The organism is Tateyamaria algicola (assembly GCF_047715485.1).
Classification (GTDB): domain Bacteria; phylum Pseudomonadota; class Alphaproteobacteria; order Rhodobacterales; family Rhodobacteraceae; genus Tateyamaria.
This window is the reverse complement of the sequence record NZ_CP180422.1, coordinates 4,189,489-4,205,009: the sequence shown is the minus strand read 5'-3', so window position 1 is coordinate 4,205,009 and position 15,521 is coordinate 4,189,489. Positions and strand designations below refer to the sequence as shown.

Annotated in this window: 15 protein-coding genes; 9 read left to right on the top strand and 6 right to left on the bottom strand. The window is 61.9% G+C overall.

Translation table 11 applies throughout. The features are described from left to right. Window positions 1-16: 16 nt before the first annotated feature. Genes ACMHLQ_RS23280 through ACMHLQ_RS23270 form a run of 3 tightly spaced genes read right to left on the bottom strand, consistent with a single transcriptional unit; the run spans window position 17 to window position 1,894 of the window. On the bottom strand, window positions 17-655 hold the full coding sequence (locus ACMHLQ_RS23280) for a DUF1638 domain-containing protein (protein WP_415403044.1): 639 nt from the start codon (window positions 653-655) through the stop codon (window positions 17-19). Next, the gene (locus ACMHLQ_RS23275) at window positions 652-1,203 is read right to left on the bottom strand and encodes a GNAT family N-acetyltransferase (RefSeq protein WP_415403043.1); all 552 of its coding nucleotides are present in this window, start codon (window positions 1,201-1,203) and stop codon (window positions 652-654) included. The genes ACMHLQ_RS23280 and ACMHLQ_RS23275 overlap by 4 nt, the downstream gene beginning before the upstream one ends. Next, on the bottom strand, window positions 1,196-1,894 hold the full coding sequence (locus tag ACMHLQ_RS23270; protein ID WP_415403042.1) for a corrinoid protein: 699 nt from the start codon (window positions 1,892-1,894) through the stop codon (window positions 1,196-1,198). Before ACMHLQ_RS23270 ends, ACMHLQ_RS23275 begins: the two co-directional genes overlap by 8 nt. Before the next feature lie 195 nt (window positions 1,895-2,089). Here ACMHLQ_RS23270 and ACMHLQ_RS23265 point away from each other — a divergent pair, with 195 nt between their 5' ends. Further along, the gene (locus ACMHLQ_RS23265) at window positions 2,090-3,166 is read left to right on the top strand and encodes a PA0069 family radical SAM protein (RefSeq protein WP_415403041.1); all 1,077 of its coding nucleotides are present in this window, start codon (window positions 2,090-2,092) and stop codon (window positions 3,164-3,166) included. Here the strand turns inward: ACMHLQ_RS23265 and bmt are convergent. Next, entirely contained in the window at window positions 3,163-4,176 is a 1,014-nt protein-coding gene (bmt, locus tag ACMHLQ_RS23260; protein ID WP_415403040.1) for a betaine--homocysteine S-methyltransferase, read from the bottom strand. The genes ACMHLQ_RS23265 and bmt overlap by 4 nt on opposite strands. 36 nt (window positions 4,177-4,212) lie before the next feature. Then, the gene (locus ACMHLQ_RS23255; protein ID WP_415403039.1) at window positions 4,213-6,036 is read right to left on the bottom strand and encodes a phosphatidylglycerol lysyltransferase domain-containing protein; all 1,824 of its coding nucleotides are present in this window, start codon (window positions 6,034-6,036) and stop codon (window positions 4,213-4,215) included. Between ACMHLQ_RS23255 and ACMHLQ_RS23250 the strand changes: the two genes are divergently transcribed. Then, window positions 6,029-6,253 carry a hypothetical protein gene (locus ACMHLQ_RS23250; RefSeq protein WP_415403038.1) on the top strand — a complete coding sequence of 75 codons (225 nt, stop codon included), beginning with the start codon at window positions 6,029-6,031 and terminating at the stop codon, window positions 6,251-6,253. The two genes, ACMHLQ_RS23255 and ACMHLQ_RS23250, sit on opposite strands and share 8 nt — an antisense overlap. Window positions 6,254-6,265: 12 nt before the next feature. Here the strand turns inward: ACMHLQ_RS23250 and ACMHLQ_RS23245 are convergent, their stop codons facing one another. Then, window positions 6,266-6,580, bottom strand: a complete 315-nt coding sequence (locus tag ACMHLQ_RS23245; protein ID WP_415403037.1) for a DUF1476 domain-containing protein — start codon at window positions 6,578-6,580, stop codon at window positions 6,266-6,268. A gap of 147 nt (window positions 6,581-6,727) precedes the next feature. Between ACMHLQ_RS23245 and purC the strand changes: the two genes are divergently transcribed. The 7 genes from purC (at window position 6,728) to ACMHLQ_RS23210 (ending at window position 15,496) form a co-directional block, all read left to right on the top strand. Then, entirely contained in the window at window positions 6,728-7,489 is a 762-nt protein-coding gene (purC, locus tag ACMHLQ_RS23240; RefSeq protein ID WP_415403036.1) for a phosphoribosylaminoimidazolesuccinocarboxamide synthase, read from the top strand. A 44-nt stretch (window positions 7,490-7,533) separates the two neighbouring features. Further along, entirely contained in the window at window positions 7,534-7,764 is a 231-nt protein-coding gene (gene purS, locus ACMHLQ_RS23235; RefSeq protein ID WP_415403035.1) for a phosphoribosylformylglycinamidine synthase subunit PurS, read from the top strand. Beyond that, a complete protein-coding gene (gene purQ, locus ACMHLQ_RS23230) occupies window positions 7,761-8,429 on the top strand; it encodes a phosphoribosylformylglycinamidine synthase subunit PurQ (protein ID WP_415403034.1) in 669 nt (222 codons plus the stop codon). The genes purS and purQ overlap by 4 nt, the downstream gene beginning before the upstream one ends. 37 nt (window positions 8,430-8,466) lie before the next feature. Beyond that, the gene (locus tag ACMHLQ_RS23225; RefSeq protein WP_415403033.1) at window positions 8,467-10,248 is read left to right on the top strand and encodes a sensor histidine kinase; all 1,782 of its coding nucleotides are present in this window, start codon (window positions 8,467-8,469) and stop codon (window positions 10,246-10,248) included. Between the two features lie 7 nt (window positions 10,249-10,255). Then, a complete protein-coding gene (locus ACMHLQ_RS23220; RefSeq protein ID WP_415403032.1) occupies window positions 10,256-11,590 on the top strand; it encodes a sigma-54-dependent transcriptional regulator in 1,335 nt (444 codons plus the stop codon). Window positions 11,591-11,596: 6 nt separating this feature from the next. Beyond that, complete coding sequence (locus tag ACMHLQ_RS23215; protein WP_415403031.1) at window positions 11,597-12,400, top strand: endonuclease/exonuclease/phosphatase family protein; 804 nt, start codon at window positions 11,597-11,599, stop codon at window positions 12,398-12,400. 435 nt (window positions 12,401-12,835) lie between these two features. Continuing rightward, a complete protein-coding gene (locus ACMHLQ_RS23210; protein WP_415403030.1) occupies window positions 12,836-15,496 on the top strand; it encodes an Rne/Rng family ribonuclease in 2,661 nt (886 codons plus the stop codon). The last annotated feature ends 25 nt before the right edge of the window (window positions 15,497-15,521 follow it).

Below are 15,521 nucleotides of genomic sequence, written 5' to 3'. Positions count from 1 at the left end.
GTGAACAGAACGCGCGCTAGAGTTTCTTGAGCGTCGTTTCCAGATCGCCGTAGCCCGTCAAGCGCCGCTCGAAAGCGAGGCCAAGCGTCTCGGCAGCGGCCTTGGCCTTTTCCGTCAGAACGGGATCGTCGGTCTGGGCCTGGTAGACCAGTTTTTCGTAATTGCCAAAGTACATGTCGCGCAATTCGGGATGACGGTCGAGACCCATGGGCTTGAGGATGAATGCCTCGAACTGCCGCACGAGAAAATCGGTAAGATAGAAGGCTGTGAACTCACTTTCACTTTGCCGTGCAAACTTCTCATTTCCTTCAAAAAAGCTGTAGCAGTGTGGTCCCGCTACCATCTCGACACCCATCTCGTCACATGCTGTTTGCAACAGACCACCCGTGCCGCAATCGGCATAAACGACAAAGATTGTATCATAGGCGTCGCGGTGTTTGACGACCGCCGCACGCACCGCCTCCGTGATCTGATCGGGATAGAGGTGCAGCTTGGCAGGCAGGCAGGTCAGGTCCATGTGGTCCCACCCGTTTGTCGCCTTGAGGTCGAGGATTTCGCGCGCAAGCGCTCCGCAAGCGATCAGCAGGATGCGCCCTGCGCCCGTGGCACGCAGCCCATGATCCGTAAGTTCAGCGTCAGAGAGGGTGTCGCTCACACGCTCCGGCCTTTCCATGCATCGCGATCCAGTCGCAGGCAATCATATAGGCCTTCTCCATTGCCCAAATCCAGATGGCGCTGATGAACAAACCGCGCGCCCAGCTTTTCCGTCGCATAGCGCGATCTCTTGTTGTCGGGACCAATGTGGAACCAGGCGGCGTCTGTTGCTTGGAACAGGTGGTTGATCATCAGCGCCTTGAGCGCGGCATTGGTTGTGCCGCCCCAATGTGCGCGTTCCAGAAAGGTAAATCCGATGGACAGGGCCGGGCTGTCATCTTGCGCCACATAGTAGCTGGAGGTGCCGATGATACGTTCGGTGCCTTCTTCGCGAATGGCAAGGGCTGTGCCCCGGGCCAACAGCCCGTCGAAATAGGGATCAAAGACCGCCCGTTCGTGCCGTGTCGATGCAGGGTGTTGTACCCAGATCAACGGGTCGGATGCAGCTGCATAAAGCGCCTCGCGATCCCCTGACGCCAAAGGGCGCAGCACGAGGCCACGCCCTTTCAGAACGGGTTGAGGATCAAATCCCGGGAACGCGTCACGCATTCATCTGGTTGTGCTTGCGCGCCATGAATTCCTTGGCCGTTTCGACCGCAACGGCGGCATCGCGGCAATAGGCGTCCGCGCCGATGGCCTTGCCGAATTCTTCGTTCAAAGGCGCGCCGCCCACCAGCACGATATAGTCGTCGCGGATGCCCTGTTCGACCATCGTGTCGATCACGACCTTCATATAGGGCATGGTGGTGGTCAGCAGGGCAGACATGCCAAGGATGTCGGGCCCTTCGGATTCAATCGCACCAAGGTAGTTTTCGACCGGGTTGTTGATGCCCAGATCGACGACCTCGAAACCCGCACCTTCCATCATCATGCCGACGAGGTTCTTGCCGATGTCATGGATGTCACCCTTGACCGTGCCGATCACCATCTTGCCCACGCGCGGGGCGCCGGTTTCGGCCAGAAGTGGCTTGAGAATCGCCATACCGCCCTTCATCGCATTGGCCGCCAGCAGCACCTCGGGCACGAACAGGATGCCGTCGCGGAAATCCGCGCCAACGATGGTCATGCCGCCCACAAGCGCCTTGGTCAGGATGTCGTAAGGCTGCCAGTTGCGTTCCAGCAGAATGTTCACACCCTCTTCGATCTCTTCCTTGAGACCGTCATAGAGGTCGTCGAACATCTGTTGAACAAGTTCGTCATCGTCGAGTTCGGACAGGATGATTTCGTCTTCGTCTGACATGGGCGTTCCTCTAAAAACAGGTGTGTGCACCTGGTGCCTCTTTTCGCTTATCGTTCAGAATGTCGCACCCGGACTGTCCGAATTGCGACATGGGCCGCACCTTGCGCGACGCGCCCGGTCACTTTCGCTTGGTCGGTGGGGCTGTTTTGCAACTCTTTTCTGGCGTATGTTCCTGTTACGTTCTATGTTGGCGCCATGAAACCCGATTTGCAAAGCGCGCAGGCCAAGGGACGGGGGGCGGTGACCAATGTGGTTAGTCGCTATGACCGGCTGAGCCGTCATGCCGAACCGGACGGCTGGGAGATTGACGAGCCGCTGCCGGTGTTGCGCACCGAGGTCAGTCTTGAGCGGCCCCGCAGCATCATCAGCTACAACCGCTCGCCCGATCTGCCGTTTGATCGTGCGATCAACCCCTATCGCGGATGCGAGCATGGCTGTGTTTACTGTTTTGCCCGGCCCAGCCACGCCTATCTGGGCCTGTCCCCTGGCCTTGATTTCGAAACGCGGCTGGTGGCCCGTCCCGAGGCGCCTGAGGTGTTGCGGGCAGAGTTGGGACGCAAAAGCTACAAGGTTGCGCCGATGGCCATCGGCACCAATACCGACCCCTACCAGCCCATCGAAAAAGAACATGAAATCATGCGCCGCTGCCTTGAGGTGCTGGCCGACTGCGGCCATCCGGTCGCTATTGTGACCAAGGGGGCGCTGATCGAGCGTGATCTGGACATTCTGGGGCCCATGGCGCAGCGCGGCCTTGTGCGGGTCGGCATATCGGTCACCACGCTGGATGCGCGGTTGTCGCGCCTGATGGAACCACGTGCGCCCAGCCCCAAGCGGCGGCTGGCGATGATCCGGCGCCTGAGCGGCGCGGGGGTGCCAGTGCGCATCATGGCCTCGCCCATGGTGCCCGCGCTCAGCGATCCCGAGATGGAGGCGATCCTGGCCGCGGGCAAGGAAGCGGGTGCGCGCACCGCAAGCTGGATCATGCTGCGCCTGCCGCGCGAGGTGTCGCCCCTGTGGCAGGAATGGCTGGCCGCGCATTATCCGGACCGCGCGGGCCGCATCATGGCCCGCCTGCGTGAAATGCACGGGGGCAAGGAGTACGATGCCCGTTGGGGGCACAGGATGCGAGGCGAGGGGCCTTATGCAGAGATGGTTGCGCATCGGTTTGCTGTTGCGATCAAACGTCTGGGACTGAAGGAAAAAGCGCCACCCATGCGCACCGACCTGTTTCAGCCGCCGCGCAAGGACAGTGATCAATTGAGCCTTTTCTAGGCCGCACGTCGCCCGCGCCGCTTTCGGGTGGGTTTGTCACCATCGCCCGTGCCGTCATTGGCAGAGGAAAACGGGCCAAGGGCCGCGACAATCTCATCCAATGTGGGGGCCGATTTGCGCGGGCGGGTGTCGAGTGCTGCGCGCATCTCGCACAAGTGCTCGGGGGCGGTGCCACAACAGCCGCCGATGATGGAGGCCCCGCAGTCGCGCGCCAGTGCCGCATAATCGGCCATCAGCGCGGGTGTGCCATCATAATGGATGTGGCCATCATGATACTTCGGGATACCCGCGTTGCCCTTGGCGATCAGGGGCACATCGGTGCCCGTGGCGGCAAAGCCGAGGATCGTGCGCAACAGGTCAGATGCACCCGTTCCGCAATTGGCCCCAAAGGCCAGCGGCGGGTTTGGAAGGCCTGCAACAAGCGCGGCCATATCGGTGCTGGTCACCCCCATCATGGTGCGCCCGGCGGTATCAAAGCTCATCGTGCCGACCCATGGCAGCCCTGCGCGCGCGAACCCTTCGGCGGCGGCCGTGTATTCTTCGGGGGCCGAGATGGTTTCGAGCCAGCCGATATCCGCGCCACCCGCTTTTAGCCCTGCCGCAGTTTCGTGGAACATTTCGACCGCATCTGCATGGGTCAACGCACCCACCGGCTCCATGATCTCGCCCGTCGGCCCGACCGAGCCTGCCACGATCACGGTGCGCCCGGCCTTGTCGGCGACGTTGCGCCCCAACTCGGCAGCGATCTTGCTAAGTTCGAAGGCGCGGTGGCCTGCATCATGCAGTTTCAACCGAGACGCATTGGCGCCGAAGGAGTTGGTAAGGAACACGTCGCTGCCTGCATCCACCGCACCTTGATAGAGCGCAGTGATTTTCTGCGGCTCGTCTTCGTTCCACAACTCGGGTGCGTCACCGGACATGAGGCCCATGTTGAACAGATTGGTGCCGGTGGCACCGTCCGCCAGCAACGTGCCTTTTTCGGCAAGAAGGGTAGTGAATGGATTGGTCATCGCTAGGGCCTCGCGCGCGTGGGATTGTGACTTTTGTCACGCTGCGTCTTGTGAGGCCACTTCATAATTTTCAACAATATCATGAGGTGCATTTGCATTCGCGCGCGGCAGCGGGCGCGGGGCGTGGATCGCACGGGCAATGTCGGCAAGGGTCAAGGCGAGGGCACCCCAACTGCGCGCAGCAGAATAGAGCGGCACCCAGCGCGGGGCGAAGCTGGATTTGAATTGGCGCAGGCCTAGGCTGCCGCTATGGGCCGAGACCTTGACCGCCGCCCATCGCCAGAACCGCGATGCAGGGTCCGGGCAGGCGGGTGTGGCGGCGAGGCTGAAGGTTGTCGCACCTGCGTTTCTCGCGGCCATGACACCGGCATGCACCAGTGCATGCATCGTTCCGTCCGGAACGTTGCGGTCATGGCGCATGATGTCGAGGCACCATTCATCTTGCCCCCGGTGCGCCGTTGCAAAAGCCACGAGGTGCCCGTCGACGTAAGCGCAGCCAACCCACTGGTTTTTCACGTAATCAGGGCAGTAGCGCCCCATGCTGCCGCCCTTCGCCCGTCCGTGGAGCGCCTGCCATGCGCGATCGACACGTGCCATGGCTGCTGGGGGCAAAGGCGGGCCGGTGCGGATCAGCACGCGGGCCTTGTCTGCGGCGCGCAGCTTGCGCCGCAGGGTGCGGCGGTCCGGTGTGTCCAAGGTGTACTCCGCAAGGTCGATATGCGCCTCGTCCGCCATATGGATCACACGCCATCCGCGTTCGCGGGCGGATGCACCAAGGCGCGCGCGACACTTGTAGACCGCAGGAATGCGACCTGTCTGGCCCGCCACATCGCGCAGGTGGGCGATGGCCTGATTGGGGCGGCCAGCGATCGGATCCGTGAACAGTGTCATGGTCTGCCCCGTTGGCCAAAGCGCGAAGGTGCTGTTGCCCCGTTGCGCGTAGTGTCCGCCGTTTTGGTGGACCACGGCCACTTCGCTCCGAGGCGCGCTGTCTGCGTGCACTGCGGCGGGCAAGGCGCCCAGGCCGCGTTTGGGCAAGGGGCGCAGCAGCGCGAGCCCCGCCAGTGTCGCCGGCAAGGCGTAGTAGATCACCCGATAGGCCAAAATGGCGGCCAGCAGGGGCGCAGGCTCTGCCCATGGCAGGGCAGAGAGCAGCACAAGTTCGAACGGCCCAACGCCGCCCGGTGTGTTCGAGATGAGGCCCGAGCCAAGCGCGATCAGGAACAAAGGCAGCAGAGTTGCAAAGTCGAGTGTGTCGGGAGGGAGCAGAACAAAGAGCGTGCCTGCCGCCAGAAAGGTGTCGGCGACCGTCCAGCCGAGAATCGCAAACGCCAGTGGCAGGCTGGGCAGTGGCACGCGGCGCCCGGCCAGCTTGACGTCGGGCCACAGGAACAGGGCGGCAAGGAGACATGGCAGGGCGGCCACGCCAAAAAGAGAGGGCCAAAAGCTCCATCCCGGAGCGGGCAAAATCAGGCAGGCCAACGCTGTCACCAGCGCCCAGGCGACAACGAAGGTGATCGAGACGAAGCCAGACAGACGTGCCGCGCCGCCCAAGTTGAGGTCGGGCAACAGGCGCCAGCGGGCCAGCGCACTCGTGACCACGCCAAAGCCCAGTGTTTGACCCAGTGCGATGCTGGCCGCGCCCGAGGCCACTGCGTGACTTGAGCGGATAGATGTGTCGAGCGCCTTGTGAGCCAGCCGATCATATTGTCCGACGGCCCAGAAACTGCCCGCCGTCAAAAGGGCTGCAAGAGCCCATTGGGCGAATGTGATATCGCGCAGCTGGTCGGGCAAGGCGATCAGCACGTCGTGTGACAGCTTCTGCCCCAGCAACAAAACGCATGCGCTCAGGATGAGCATGGGCATCCCGAACCGTGCCATCACCCTGATACATGACGACGCCAAAACTGCACGCATCACCCCGCACTCCCTTTACCTGTCCGACCCGGGAACAGGGGTAGGGGCGTTGGGTGAGCAAGGTGTTAACACCACCCCGCGGCTTGCGGACAAAACCACTAAAAACGCGCAGACCCGGATTGGGCTGCGCGTTCCAGTTTACATCAACTTTGTTGCGTAAAATGCTAGAAAATCAAATTTCTTCCATCAGCTGCGCTTTAGCTTCGGCCATGAATTCGCTCATCTTGGCGCGGATGGTCGCCTCGTCCGCCAGATCGCCGAGATCGCCAGACACCTTGCGATAGACGTCCTCGTGACCGGCCTCTTCAAAGTCGGATTTGACGACCTCGCGCGCATAGTCCGCCGCCGCGTCGCCCGATTTGCCCAACAACCCGGCCGCCCAGAGGCCCAACAGCTTGTTACGGCGCGCGTCGGCCTTGAACTGCATCTCTGCGTCATGGGCGAATTTGTTTTCAAAGGCGTTCTCGCGGTCGTCAAAGGTGCTCATGGGCCAACTCCAATAGATATTCGTTGCACAAGATATGCGGAGCAGCACGCGCGTGCGCAACCCCTTTGCTTGCGGCAATTCACCCGATTGCTTATGAGGGCGCGAGGCGGCGCAGACTCATGCAGCCCCAGAAGCGAAAGGACGCCCATGGCGCGACGCAAAAAGATTTACGAAGGCAAAGCCAAAATCCTTTATGAAGGCCCCGAGCCCGGCACGATTGTGCAGTATTTCAAGGATGATGCCACGGCCTTTAACGCGCAGAAAAAAGACGTGATCGAAGGCAAGGGCGTGCTGAACAACCGCCTGAGCGAGTTTTTCATGACCGGCCTCGCCCAGATTGGCGTGCCGACCCATTTCCTCAAGCGTCTGAACATGCGCGAGCAACTGGTGCGCTCTTGCGAGATTGTTCCGCTGGAAGTGATCGTGCGCAACTATGCCGCCGGGACAATGAGCCAGCGTTTGGGCATCGAAGAGGGCACGCAACTGCCGCGGCCCATTGTCGAGTATTGCTACAAGGACGATTCCCTGGGCGATCCGCTGGTGACCGAAGAACATATCGCCGCCTTCGGCTGGGCCAGCCAGCAGGACATGGACGACATCCTGAGCCTTGCGCTGCGCGTGAACGATTTCCTGTCCGGCGTGATGCTGGCCGTCGGCATTCGCCTCGTGGACTTCAAGATCGAGATTGGCCGCGTCTATGATGGCGACTTCATGCGCCTCATCGTGGCGGATGAGATCAGCCCGGACAGTTGCCGCCTGTGGGACATCGAAACGGGCCGCAAGCTGGACAAGGACGTGTTCCGCCGCGATCTGGGCGATCTGGCCGATGCCTATACCGAAGTGGCGCGCCGCCTGGGGGTGATGCCCAAGAACGCCGCGCCCATCACCAAACCGACGCTCATCAACTGACGTGTCGGGATTTTGCATATTTGACGAACAATGAAGGGCAGGACATGAAAGCGACTGTGCATGTGATGCTGAAGACCGGTGTGCTGGACCCGCAGGGCGAGGCTGTGCGCCACGCGCTTGGGGCACTGGGATTTGATGGTGTGAACGGCGTGCGCCAGGGCAAGGTGATCGAACTGGACCTCGCCGATGGCACCAGCGAGGCGGATGTGACGGCGATGTGTGAGAAACTGCTCGCCAACACGGTCATCGAAAGCTACCGGGTCGATCTGTCATGAAGGCGGCCGTTGTCGTTTTCCCCGGATCGAACTGTGATCGGGATCTGGCGGTTGCATTCAAGGCAGCGGGCGCGGATGTCGAAATGGTCTGGCACAAGGACACGGACCTGCCCAGCGGTGTAGATATCGTCGGGGTGCCCGGGGGCTTTTCGTTCGGAGACTATCTGCGCTGCGGCGCGATTGCCGCCAACTCGCCCATCTGCAAGGCCGTCAAGACGCATGCGGATCGCGGCGGTTATGTTCTTGGCATCTGCAACGGGTTCCAGGTGCTGACCGAGACCGGCATTCTGCCTGGCGCACTGCTGCGCAATGCGGGCCTCAAATACATCTGCAAGACGGTTGCTCTGAAGGTCGAGACATCCCAATCGATCTATACCGAGGGCTACAATGCAGGCGATGTGGTCGATATTCCCATTGCCCACCACGACGGCAACTACTTTGCCGATGACGCGACACTCGACGCCCTGCGCGGCGAGGATCGCATCGCCTTTTCCTACACAGACAACCCCAACGGCTCTCTGGGCGACATTGCCGGTATCCTGTCAGGCAACAGGCGCGTCCTTGGAATGATGCCCCATCCGGAGCGGGCGGCGGATTCGGGCCATGGCGGCACGGATGGGCAGGCGCTGTTTCGCGCAGTAGCGGGTCAACTGGCAACCGCGTGACTTGAGCGGATGAGCACTGCGCCGTAAGCTGACCGCCATGGCAAGTGAAACCTCATCCCAAGGCACCAAGACGCGCCCGCGCACGACAAGCTGGCGCGTACGGTTGGCACTGGGGCTGTTGACGGTCGTGGCTGTGTCGACCGTCTACTTTACCAATCGCCTCCTGACAGACCGATTTACCGAAACCACGCGCAACCGGGCCGAACTGCGTCTGGCCCTGTATTCCGGCAACCTGCTGAGCGAACTGCGTCAGAACGCGATTGTGCCGCAATTGCTGGCGCGTGACCCGACCTTGATCGGTGCATTGAACTCGGCGGATTATCAGCAATCGACCCAACGCCTGATCTCGTTCGTGGAGGAAATCGGTGCGGCGAACCTGATCCTGCTGGACAGTGACGGGCGTGCGGTGGCGGCCACGGATCGCAGCAGGTTGGGCTCCAGCCACCGGACCGAGCCTTATTTTATCGACGCTTTGCGCGCCACAGACACGATTTTCACCGTCGCTTCGCGCGATGCGGGCGGCTTTGCCTTTACCTATTCGCGCCGCGTGATGGCGGGGGGCGATGTGCTGGGTGTGATCGCCGTCGAGGTCGATCTGCAAAAGTTCGAACGGGCCTGGGCCGGTATTTCGGCGGCCGTTCTGGTCACTGACAGCGCAGGTCAGATCATTCTTGCGACTGAGCCGCGCTGGCGGGGGCGCACAGAGGAAGACGCACTGGCCCGCCAGACACCGCAAAGCGCGATTGAACGCGCGATCCGCGCGACAGCGGATTGGACCGCCTTGCCGGCGGATGCCTATCTACAAGGCGAAGGGGTGATGCGGTTGGAGACGCGGATCGCATTTCGCGGCTGGCGCATGACCTCTTTCACCACATACGCCTCCGTGCGCGAGCGGGTGAATGGCGTTCTGGCGCTTGAGATCATGGGATTCGCCATTTTGCTGGCGCTTGCGTTTTATGCACTCAGTCGTCGTTCGGCCCTGCGCCTTGCGCTGTTTGCGCGCGAGTCGGCAGAGCTTCGCCATCTGAACGCCCAGCTACAGCGGGAAATTGCCGAGCGAAAACGGGTGCAGGAAGACCTCGCCGTGGCGGAACAAACCCTTGAACAGTCGTCCAAACTCGCCGCGTTGGGCGAGATGTCGGCCGCCGTCAGTCACGAGTTGAACCAGCCGCTTGCTGCCATGAAAACCTACCTTGCCGGTGCGCGTCTCTTGCTGCGTCGCAACCGCCCGGACGAGGCGCTGGTCAGCTTTGGCCGGATCGACGATCTGATCGAACGGATGGGGGCGATCACGCGTCAGCTGAAATCCTATGCGCGCAAGGGCCAGGACGCGTTCAGCCCTGTAAATATGGGCGATGCGCTGGCGTCTAGCCTGTCGATGATGGAACCCCAGCTGCGTCAGCGCCGTGTGCTGATCAACCGCGTGGTTCCACCTGAACCCATCGAGGTGCTGGGCGACCGGATGCGGATCGAACAGGTGATGGTCAACCTCTTGCGCAATGCCATCGACGCCACCAAGTCTGAACAGGAACCGCAGGTCGATATCATCCTGTCAGCGGGCGAAACAGCCACCCTCACGGTGCGCGACAACGGCCCCGGCATTGTGGATCTCGATGCGCTGTTTGAGCCGTTTTATACCACCAAGCAGCCCGGAGACGGCGTTGGCTTGGGCCTTGCCATCTCCTCCGGCATTGTGAACGATTTGGGGGGACGGCTGACCGCGCGGAACGGACAGGCAGGCGGGGCCGTATTTGAAATGCAGTTGCCAATCCTCGATGAGGATGAGGGCAAGGACAACAAGATTGCAGCGGCGGAGTGAGCCTACAATGACCCAAGCCATGAAGATCGCCATCGTCGATGACGAACAGGACATGCGTCAATCCATCAGCCAGTGGCTGGCCCTGTCGGGCTACGACACCGAGACATTTGCGAGCGCCGAGGACGCGCTGAAAGTGCTGGGGCCTGAGTACCCAGGTATCGTCATTTCCGACATCAAGATGCCCGGCATGGACGGGATGCAGTTTCTGAAAAAGCTGATGGGCAACGACTCTGCACTGCCTGTCATCATGATCACTGGCCACGGGGATGTGCCCATGGCGGTCGAAGCGATGCGCGTTGGCGCCTTCGACTTCCTTGAAAAACCGTTCAACCCGGACCGCATGAGCGAGTTGGCCAAGCGCGCCACCGGCGCACGCCGTCTGACCATGGACAACCGCCTGCTGCGCCGCGAGCTGAGCGATGGCGGTCAGTTGATGAAGAAACTGATTGGCCAGTCGCCGGTCATGGAGCGGCTGCGCGAGGATATCCTTGACCTCGGTCAGGCCGATGGTCACGTGCTGATCGACGGCGAAACCGGCACTGGCAAGACACTGGTGGCCCACGCGCTCCACGCTGTTGGCAGCCGCGCGGGCAAGAAGTTCGTGCTTGTCAGCTGTTCGGCCTGGGAAGAGGACGCACTGGCCAAGCGCCTGTTCGGCCCCATGCTGCCCGAGGACGCCCAACTGCCGGCCATCGAAGAGGCGCGCGGCGGCACACTGGTGCTGGAAGACATCGAGGCGCTGAGCGAGGGGCTACAGGCCCGGCTGCTTTCTGTGATCAACGAACAGGGCACGCCGGCCGAAACCCGCATCGTCGGCATCTGCAACATGCAAGAGGCCGGGCGCACCTGCGAGGACGCGCTGCGCCCCGATCTGTTCTACCGATTGGCTGCGCTCAAGATCACCGTGCCGCCGCTGCGCCAGCGGGGCGAGGACATCCTGACCCTGTTCACCCGTCTCAGCGATCAGTTCGCAGATGAGTATGGCTGCGAGGCACCAAAGGTGTCTGCGCAAGAGGCCGCACAACTGTTGCAGGCCCCGTGGCCGGGCAATGTGCGCCAGTTGATCAACATCGCGGAACGCGCCGTTTTGCAGGCACGTCGGGGCACAGGCTCTATCGCGTCGCTGCTGATGAACGATCACGAGGAAATGCAGCCCGTCATGACCACCGAGGGCAAGCCGTTGAAAGAATACGTCGAAGCGTTCGAGCGGATGCTGATCGACAATACGATGCGGCGCCACAAGGGCTCCATCGCCTCCGTGATGGAAGAGCTGTGCCTGCCGCGCCGCACGTTGAACGAAAAGATGGCCAAGTATGGGTTGCAGCGGTCCGACTACCTATAAGGCCTTATGAAAATTGTCAGTCTGAATGCCTGGGGCGGACAGGTTTGGGATGCGCTTGGGCCTTGGGTCTCGGCGCTGAAACCCGATGTGTTGTGCCTGCAAGAGGTCACGCGCGCCCCGAGCCCAAGCCCCGAATGGCTGGCCTACAAAGACGCCTATCGTCATCTGGAGCAGCGGGCGGACCTGTTCTCGGACATCTCGCGCCTGCTGCCCCAGCATCAGGCGCGTTTTGCCCCAGCCACGCGCGGAACGTTGTTTGATGCAGAAGGTGGCGAGGTCGCCTCGGAACACGGGCTGGGGCTGTGGGTGCGGCGTGATCTGGCCGTGACGCACAGCGTGCAGGATTTCATTCACGGCACTTACCGATCCGGCGGGTGGGGGGCAGAACCTGTGCCGCGCACCATGCAGGCCGTGCGGGTCGAGGATACGGCTACGGGGAGGTCGGTGTGCATCGGTCACCTGCACGGGCTGCGTGACCCGGATGGCAAGGGCGATACCCCGGCGCGCGCGGCGCAAACGCAAAGGATCGTCGAGGTTTTTACGCAGGTTTGGACCTCGGGTGTATCGGGTGTTTTGGCCGGGGATTTCAATCTGTTGCCGGACAGTGAATGCTTTGATGTGCTGGCCGGGGCAGGGCTGCACGACCTGATCGCCCATCACGGGATCACCGACACGCGCACCGCGCTCTACACCAAGGATCAGCGCTTTGCCGATTACATGCTGGTGTCGCCAGATCTGATCGACGCGCTGTTCGATGTGCCCGCCGGGCCGGAGGTATCTGACCACCGCCCGCTGATATTGACCCTCTGATGCACAGCAATCCACCACTTCGCGCCATGGTTGAAGTTGTAGGCACGATTGACCATTGTCATTTCCCCCGCGAACGCCTTATCTAAGGGAACGGGTTTTCGACGCGACACCGCGCAGACCCGGATATGAGTTTCGCTGTCACATCGCGATGTGTGGACGTTCCCGCCGTGATTGACAGACCGATTGGGCCCCGAAAGGGGCCACGAGATGCTGACGCAGGCCGAGGCCTGGCGCAGCTTATGAACGGATACGCCACCCCGAGGGGTGCGCGTGTCGGAGAAGAACCGCGATGACGCGCGCGAGGACAGCAATACGCCCAGCAGAAGGCCCTCAGGGTCAGGCCTGCCGCACGTCACAATTCGCCCAGACAAGACACCTCTCTCGTCCTCTTGCGCCGCCAGGTTCAAGACGCGTTGAGCCGTGCAATGGACTTTCATGCCAAAGAAAATGCTTATCGATGCCACCCACGCGGAAGAGACCCGCGTTGTGGTGGTTGACGGAAACAAGGTCGAGGAGTTTGACTTTGAATCCGAAAACAAACGCCAGCTTGCTGGCAACATCTATCTTGCAAAGGTAACTCGGGTCGAACCGTCGCTTCAGGCGGCATTTGTTGACTATGGCGGCAATCGCCATGGGTTCCTCGCCTTTTCGGAAATCCACCCGGATTACTACCAGATCCCCGTCGCCGACCGCGAGGCGCTGATGGAGGAAGAGCGCGCCTATGTCGAAGCCCAGAAGGCGCGCGACGAGGCCGAAGAGAAGAAGCCCAAGAAATCGACGCGCAGCCGCTCGTCCTCCCGCTCAAAGGCCGCAAAGGCCGCCGATACCGATCCCAAGGCAACGTCAGAGATCGAAGGCATGGAGACCATCGACCTCGAGACGGAAGTGCCCGAGGGAGAAGCCGCATCGCCCATGGAAACCGTGGCCGAAACGCCGGTTGAAACACCGGCTGCGGATGAGGTTGTCGAGACCGATGCCGCCGAAGAAACACCTGCAGACGACGTCGCCACCGACGACGACAACAGCGAAGATGATAGCGATGAGGCCAAGGCATCCGATGCAACATCCAAGGATGACAGCATCGAATCCGTGGCCGATGAGGATGACAGCGAAGACATCCGCCCCGTGCGCAAACCGCGCCCACGCCGCTACAAGATCCAGGAAGTCATCAAGGTCCGTCAGATCCTGCTGGTGCAGGTCGTCAAGGAAGAACGCGGCAACAAAGGCGCGGCCCTGACCACCTATCTGTCGCTGCCCGGTCGCTACTGCGTCCTGATGCCCAACACTGCCCGTGGCGGCGGCATCAGCCGCAAGATCACCAACGCTGCTGACCGCAAGAAACTGAAAGAGATCGCCAACGAAATCGACGTGCCTACCGGCGCGGGCCTGATCGTGCGCACTGCGGGTGCACAACGCACCAAGGCCGAGATCAAGCGCGACTACGAGTACCTGCAACGCCTCTGGGAACAGATCCGCGAGCTGACGCTGAAATCCATCGCGCCCGCCAAGATCTACGAAGAGGGCGACCTGATCAAACGCTCGATCCGCGATCTCTATAACCGCGAGATTGACGAGGTGTTTGTCGAAGGCGAACGCGGCTACCGCACCGCCAAGGACTTCATGAAGATGATCATGCCGTCCCACGCCAAGAACGTGAAACAGTATCAGGACACCCTGCCGCTGTTCGCGCGCTACCAGGTCGAAACCTATCTGGGTGGCATGTTCAACCCGACCGTTCAGTTGAAATCGGGCGGCTACATCGTGATCGGCGTGACCGAGGCGCTTGTGGCCATCGACGTGAACTCGGGCCGCGCGACCAAGGAAGGGTCGATCGAGGAAACCGCGACCAAGACCAACCTGGAGGCCGCCGAAGAAGTGGCGCGCCAGCTGCGTTTGCGCGACCTTGCGGGCCTGATCGTCATCGACTTCATCGACATGGACGAGCGCAAGAACAACGCCGCCGTCGAAAAGCGGATGAAGGACAAGCTCAAGACCGACCGCGCCCGCATTCAGGTTGGCCGCATCTCGGGCTTTGGCCTGATGGAGATGAGCCGCCAGCGTCTGCGCCCCGGCATGATCGAGGCGACAACACAGCCTTGTACGGCCTGCCACGGCACCGGTCTCATCCGCTCGGATGACAACCTGGCGCTGTCGATCCTGCGTCAGATCGAAGAGGAAGGCACCCGCCGCCGGTCGCGCGAGGTGCTGATCAAGTGCCCCGTGGGCATCGCAAATTTCCTGATGAACCAGAAACGCGAGCATATCGCACAGATCGAGGCCCGCTATGGCCTGTCGGTCCGTGTCGAGGGCGAGCCGCATCTGGTCAGCCCGGACTTTAGCCTTGAGAAATTCAAGACCGCGACCCGTGTGGTCAAACCTGCGGCCCATGTGGTGTCTGTCGACACCTCGATCATGGATCAGGTGGACGAGGATGAGGCCGATATCGAGGTCGACGAAAGCGAGGCGCCTGCCGCCAGCACGTCTGGCGCACCCGCGACCGTCGGCGAAGACGGCGAACCTAAGCCCAAACGCCGCCGTCGTCGGCGTCGGCGCAGCCGGTCGAAGTCGTCCACCTACGAGACAAATGGCGAGGGCGAGACGCGTGAGGACAGCGAGGGTGAGACAACCACCGATGCCGTTTCGACCGAAGAAAGTTCGGACGTAGCCACAGAGGCCGCGCAACCTGTCGCCGAGGACGTCAAGGAAGAGGCGCCCGTCGCGAAGAAAACGCCGACACGCACGCGCAGCTCTTCGCGCTCGAGCACGTCTACGCGCAGCACCAAAGCGAAGGTGGAAGAGGCCCCGGCGGATGAAGCCCCTGCGGCAGAGGCCGAAGCACCTGCGACAGAAGACGCCGCGCCTGCGCCCAAGCCAAAGACGACGCGGTCGCGCACAACCAAGGCCAAAACACCGGCCCCGGCGCCTGAGCCTGCAGAGGCAGCCGCCCCGGAACCCGTGGCAGAGGCGCCCGCGCCCGAACCCGCGCCTGTCGCGGCGGAGCCAGATCCCGTGGCGGAGCCAGTAGCGGCAGCGGCACCCGCGCCGGAAGAACCGCCAAAGCCCAAAAAGCGCGGCTGGTGGTCCTTGGGCAAGTAAAGGCCAGTGGAATTCAGAAAAAGGG